Annotated in this window: 4 protein-coding genes; 2 read left to right on the forward strand and 2 right to left on the reverse strand. The window is 75.1% G+C overall.

From position 1 onward, the window contains the following. Positions 1 to 72: 72 nt before the first annotated feature. The gene (locus AC07AL_RS29850; protein WP_363582673.1) at positions 73 to 1,242 is read right to left on the reverse strand and encodes a magnesium and cobalt transport protein CorA; all 1,170 of its coding nucleotides are present in this window, start codon (positions 1,240 to 1,242) and stop codon (positions 73 to 75) included. A 458-nt stretch (positions 1,243 to 1,700) separates the two neighbouring features. On the opposite strand from AC07AL_RS29850, the gene AC07AL_RS29855 reads away from it, so the two are divergent. Further along, on the forward strand, positions 1,701 to 3,038 hold the full coding sequence (locus AC07AL_RS29855; RefSeq protein ID WP_478318854.1) for an NAD(P)/FAD-dependent oxidoreductase: 1,338 nt from the start codon (positions 1,701 to 1,703) through the stop codon (positions 3,036 to 3,038). A gap of 96 nt (positions 3,039 to 3,134) precedes the next feature. On the opposite strand, the gene AC07AL_RS29860 is transcribed toward AC07AL_RS29855, so the two are convergent. Then, the gene (locus tag AC07AL_RS29860; RefSeq protein WP_478318855.1) at positions 3,135 to 4,058 is read right to left on the reverse strand and encodes an ATP-grasp domain-containing protein; all 924 of its coding nucleotides are present in this window, start codon (positions 4,056 to 4,058) and stop codon (positions 3,135 to 3,137) included. Between the two features lie 230 nt (positions 4,059 to 4,288). On the opposite strand from AC07AL_RS29860, the gene AC07AL_RS29865 reads away from it, so the two are divergent. Then, positions 4,289 to 5,890, forward strand: a complete 1,602-nt coding sequence (locus tag AC07AL_RS29865) for an ABC-F family ATP-binding cassette domain-containing protein (protein ID WP_478318857.1) — start codon at positions 4,289 to 4,291, stop codon at positions 5,888 to 5,890. Positions 5,891 to 6,000 lie beyond the last annotated feature (110 nt).

Consider the following 6,000-nt stretch of genomic DNA (forward strand, 5'->3'; position numbering starts at 1 on the left):
TCGGCGCACGGCGGAGCCGGTCGCGAGCGCCGCGCCCGAACCGACCGTGCCGCGCCCCGCCCCGCCCCGCTGTCAGAGCCAGTTGCGGCGCTTGAAGACCACGTACAGACCGGTGCAGACCAGCGCCATCAGCCCGATCGCGAACGGGTAGCCGAACGCCCACTTGAGCTCCGGCATGATCTCGAAGTTCATCCCGTAGACGGTGCCGATCAGCGTCGGCGCGAAGAGGATCGCCGCCCAGGAGGAGATCTTCTTGATCTCGTCGTTCTGCACGTGCCCGGCCTCGGCGAGCTGCTTCATCTCCTCGTTCTGCCGCTGCGAGACCAGCGTCGCGTTCACGGTCAGGATGTTCTGCAGCATCTGCCGGAAGCCGTCCACCCGCTCGGCGGCGTAGGTGGCGTGGTCGGCGACGTCGCGCAGGTAGCGCTGCAGCTCGTCGTCGGTGCCGTACTTGCCGAAGCCCGCCTCCAGGCTCCTCATGATCTCCAGCAGCGGCCGGGTCGCCCGCTGGAGCTCGATCACCTCGCGGGACAGCTCGTAGATGCGCCGGGAGACCTGCGGGTCGCCGCCGAACACCTCCGTCTCGATCTCGTCGATGTCGTGCTGGAGCCCGGCGATCACCGGCGCGTAACCGTCCACCACGGCGTCCAGCACCGCGTACAGCACCGCCTCCGGGCCGAGCGCGAGCAGGTCCGGGTCCGTCTCCAGGCGGCGGCGCACCGCGGACAGGTCCGGCGCCTGGGAATGGCGGACGGTGAGCACGAAGTCGGGGCCCACGAAGAGGTGGATCTCGCCGAAGTCGACCTCCTCCGCCTCGTCCAGGTAGCGCGCGGCACGCAGCACCACGAACAGCGTGTCGCCGTAGCGCTCCAGCTTCGGCCGCTGGTGGGCGACGATGGCGTCCTCGACGGCCAGTTCGTGCAGGTTGAACCGGTCCGCCGCCTCCAGCAGCTGCGCCTCGGCCGGGCGGTACAGGCCGATCCAGGCCATCGCGCCGGGCCGGTCGGGCAGTTCGCGGTAGATGTCGGCGAGGTTCGCCGGTGCGTCGATCCGCCGCCCGTCCCGGTAGACCGCCGCGTCCACCACCGAGCGCTCCAGGGTGACCGGCTCGACGGGCTGGTCGGGCCGCGGATCCATCGAGTGCTCCGGCGCCGGCTGCGTGTCGACGGGGCCGGAGCCCCCGACGGGGCGGGAGAACGGACGCTTGCTCGCGCGCACGGCGCGCACACGCCAGTCGGACATGGCGGATACCTCCACGGTGGGTGCCCGGGCCGCCGTCCGGGGACAGCGGGCCGGAGGCGCCCGGCCGGCCACCACGCGCACGGCGCGACCGGCGGCACCTCGTCGAGGACGAGGTCAGCGCCGCGCGGGAGCCGTACGGGAGGAGGAACGCCGGGTGCCGCGAATGGTGCGGGACAACCGGGGGCGGGGCCGACTTCGACCCGGACTACTGCACTCCACGGCTCTCACCTCCTCGGCTCCGCGCGCCCGCGCACCGAAAGGGGTGCCTGCACAACTCCCGCCGAGTGTAGTACCCGCTCCCGGGTGCCTCCCACCGCCCGCCCCCGGGGGCCCGCGCGGCAACGCTCCGGGCCGGTCGTGCGCCCGGCGCGTTCGGGCTCCAACGGCCGCTCGCACCCTGCCCGTTCGTCCCGCCGATGCGACTACGGGGCCGCCACCGCCCGACTACGCTACGTGTCATGACTTCTTCGGAAACGGCCCCCGGGCGGGGCACGGCGGTGGTGATCGGCGGCGGACTGGCCGGCACGGTGGCGGCCTGGGCCCTGCGCGGGTTCGCCGAGCGGATCGTGGTGGTGGAGCGGGACCGCTACCCGGCGGAGCCCGCGTTCCGGGCCGGGGTGCCGCAGGGCCGACACGCGCACCTGGTGCTGGAGGCCGGGCACCGGGCGCTGGAGGAGATGATGCCCGGCATCAAGAAGGAGCTCACGGAGGCGGGCGCGATGAGGGTCGCCGTCTCGGGCGATCTGAAGTGGCTCAGCTCGGCGGGGTGGATGGCGCAGTACCCGGCGCAGCTCGCCTTCCTCTCCTGCACCCGGCCGGTGCTGGACAAGGCGGTGCTGGACCAGGTCCGCGCCGATCCCACGATCGAGTTCCTGGAAGGCGCCGACGTGGTCGGCCTGCTCGGGTCGGCCCGCACGGTGACCGGCGTCAAGGTCCGCGACCGCGGGCCAGAGCGCGGCGAAGTCCGGGAGATCCCGGCCGAGTTGGTGGTGGACGCGGCCGGCCGCACGACCTCGGTGCCGGACTGGCTGGCGGAGCTGGGCCACCCGCCGGTGCCCGAGGAGCGGGTGGACGCGGGCGTCGCGTACTCCTCCCGGCTGTTCCACCGCCCGGCCGGCGTCGACATCGGCTACAAGGCGATATACCTGCAGACCAAGGCCCCCGACGCGCCCCACCTGGGCGTACTGCTGCCGGTCGAGGGCGACCGCTGGATCGTCAGCGTCGCCGGCATGCGCGGCGCCGAACCCGAGCCCGGCGAAGCCGGGTTCACCAAGCAACTGGCCCGGCTGCGCGACCCGAGCATCCGCGAGGCGCTCCAGCAGGCCGAGCCGGCCGGCGAGGTGCGCGGCTTCGTCCCCGGCCCCGGCATCCGGCGACACTACGAACGCAGCGCCCCGGACGGCCTGGTGGTGGTCGGCGACGCCGCCAGCACCTTCAACCCGGTGTACGGGCAGGGTGTCACCGTCGCCCTGTTCTGCGCCCGGGAGCTGCGCCGCACCGCCCTGCGCCACGGCGGCATCGGCCACGCCACGGCCCGGGACGCCCGGCGTGCGATCGCGGCCGTCTCCAAGAACCCGTGGGTGATGTCCTGCACCGAGGACGTCCGCTTCGCCGCCACCACCGGCGGCCCCTCCGGCGCCCTCCTCGCGTTCCAGCACCGCTTCCTCGACAAGGTGCTGGCCGGCGCCGCCCACGACCCGGCGGTCACCGCCGCGTTCCACGAGGTGATGTCGCTGGTCGCCCCGCCGACGCTGCTGTTCCGCCCGTCGCTCCTCGCCGCCATCCTGCGGAGCTGACCGGCCGGGGGCGCCCTCGGGTGAGGAGAGCCGGCCTGCTCCGCACAGCTGCCGACCAGGGGCGCGCCCGGCCCGCCGTGCGCCCCGCCGGAACCGTCAGACGGACTCCAGGTGCGCGGCCACGTACGGCACGGCGACCTGCTCCAGGGCGCCGCGGCCGAACGCCGGGTGGACGTTGACCTCGAAGACCACGCCGCCGCTCTCGGCGGCGAGGTCGACACCGGCCAGCGGCAGGCCGAGGCAGGCGACCGCGCGGATCGCCAGGTCCGCGAGCCCCCGGGGCAGTTCGGCGGCGGCGAGCGGGGCGGAGACGGCGCCGCGGCTCTCGTTGCAGGGGGCGTCCGGATCCGCCTGCACGTGTTCGACGACCCGGACCACCCGGCCGTCGAGCACCACCACCCGGTACTGGTGGCGGCGGCCGTCCGGGGTGAAGTTGCGGGCGTCCCGGGCGATCAGCCAGTCCGCCCCGTCGTCCTCGTAGTGCCGTGCGGCGGAGGCGAGTTGGGCGTGGGTGGTGACGTGGAAGACGTCGTCGCCGCCCATGCCGACGCAGGGCCGGGCCCAGACGTCGCCGCCGAGCCGGTCGAAGGCCTCGGCGGCGGCCCGCGGGCTCGGCCGGGACAGCGAGACGGTCGGCATGTGCGCGACGCCGTCGCGGGTGAAGCGGGCCACCGTGAGGTCCTTCTCGGTGGCCGCCCGCCAGGCCTGCACATCGGTGCCGAGTGAGCGGGCGCCGTGCGCGCCCAGCAGCCGCTGGAAGGGCGCGAAGTCGCGCCGCCGGTGCGGCGGGATCTCGTAGACCACGACGGCGTCGGCCGCCACGCTGCGGCCGTCCGCCTCCAGGCGCAGCCCGCCCTCGTCGTCGGGGCGGATCCGGCCGCCCCCGCCGGTCATGAAGTGCCGGGCGTCGAGCAGCACGGGCGCCCGGCCGGTGAGGGCCCGGGCGGCGGCGACGAGGACGTCCCGGCTTCCTTCGGTCGAACTGTGATCAGTCAGGAGAACGAGCTCACGTCGACCCATGCGGGTCATGGAAGCCCGGGGCCCGCGCCCCGGCAAGGGGGCCCCACGAGCCAACACCCGCCCCACTGGCCGAAACCCGCGCGGACGCGGTGCGCTCCCCCGGTAATTCGGATGCGGACGCTTCACCCGCCCCGCTACCCTGGCCGCATGTCTACGCCCCGAATTTCCTAGCCGACGGACCCGCCTCCACACCACCCGTGTGTCCGTTCGCTGTTTCGGAGCGTTATCCCATGATCACCACCCGTGGTGTCGACCTGCGCGTCGGCGCCCGCCTGCTGCTGTCCGACATCACCGTCCACATCGCCCCCGGCGACCGGATCGGCCTGGTCGGCCGCAACGGCGCCGGCAAGACCACCCTGCTCGCCACCCTCGCCGGACAACTGCCGCCCGCCGCCGGGACGGTCACCCGCACCGGCCCCGTCGGCTACCTCCCGCAGGACTCCCGCGCCGCCGACCCGTCCGCCACCGTCACCGACCGCATCCTGTCCGCCCGCGGCCTGGCCACCGCCGTCCGCGCGCTGCGCGCCGCCGAGGAGGCGATGGCGCAGGCCGACGGACCGCACGACCAGCGCCGGGCGATGGACGTCTACGTTCGCTCCGAGGCCGAGTTCCAGTCCCGGGGCGGCTACGCGGCCGAGGCCGAGGCCGCCCGGGTCGCAGCCGGCCTCGGACTGCCCGCCCGGGTCATGGACACCCCGGTCGGCACCCTCTCCGGCGGCCAGCGCCGCCGGGTCGAGCTGGCCCGGATCCTCTTCGCCGACCACGGCACCCTGCTGCTCGACGAACCCACCAACCACCTCGACGCCGACTCCGTCGCCTGGCTGCGCGGCTTCCTCGCGTCCCACCAGGGCGGGCTGGTCCTGATCAGCCACGACCTCGGTCTGCTCGCCGACACCGTCAACCGGGTCTTCCACCTCGACCCGCAGCGCGCCGCGATCGACGTCCACAACACCGGCTGGCGGGCCTACCTCGACCAGCGCGCCGCCGACGAGCGCCGCCGCACCAGGGAACGGGCCAACGCCGAACGCAAGGCCGCCGCCCTGCACGCCCAGGCCGACCGGATGCGGGCCAGCGTCGCCACCGCCACCAGCGCCCGCAGCATGGCCCGCCGCGCCGACCGGATGCTCGCCGACCTCGAACCCGCCCGGCAGGCCGAACGGACGGCCCGGATCCGGCTGCCCGAACCCGCCCCCTGCGGCCGGATGCCGCTCGGCGCGATCAGCCTCGCCAAGGCCTACGCCGGCCGCCCGGTGCTCACCGGCCTCGACCTGGCCGTCGACCGGGGCAGCCGGATGGTCGTGCTCGGCCTGAACGGCGCCGGCAAGACCACCCTGCTGCGCGTCCTGGCCGGCCACGAGAGCCCCGACACCGGGCGGGTGGTGCCCGGCCCGGGCCTGCGGCTCGGCTACTTCGCGCAGGAGCACGACACCCTCGACCCGGCGCGCAGCGTCCGCGACAACCTCGCCCAGGCCGCGCCCCACCTGAGCGACGGCGAACTGCGGCACGTCCTCGGCGCGTTCCTGTTCCGCGGCGACGACGCCGACAAGTCGGCCGGGGTCCTCTCGGGCGGTGAGAAGACCCGGCTGGCGCTGGCCGGCCTGGTCCACTCCGGCGCCAACGTCCTGCTGCTCGACGAGCCCACCAACAACCTCGACCCGGCCTCCCGGGCGGAGGTGCTGGCGGCGGTCGGCACCTACCCGGGCGCGATCGTGATGGTCACCCACGACCCGGGTGCCATCGAGGCCCTGCGGCCCGACCGCGTCCTGCTCCTCCCCGACGGCGACGAGGACCTGTGGCACGACTCCTACCTGGAGCTGGTCGCCCTGGCGTGAGCGGCGCCGCCCGCCAGCCAGCCCGGGGGGGGGGGGGGGGGGTGGGGCGGGGGGGGGGGGGGGGGGGGGGGGGGGGAGGCGGCCGCTCCCCCCCCCCCCGATGGGAGCGC

The sequence above is a fragment of the Kitasatospora sp. NPDC043949 genome, from assembly GCF_056435365.1.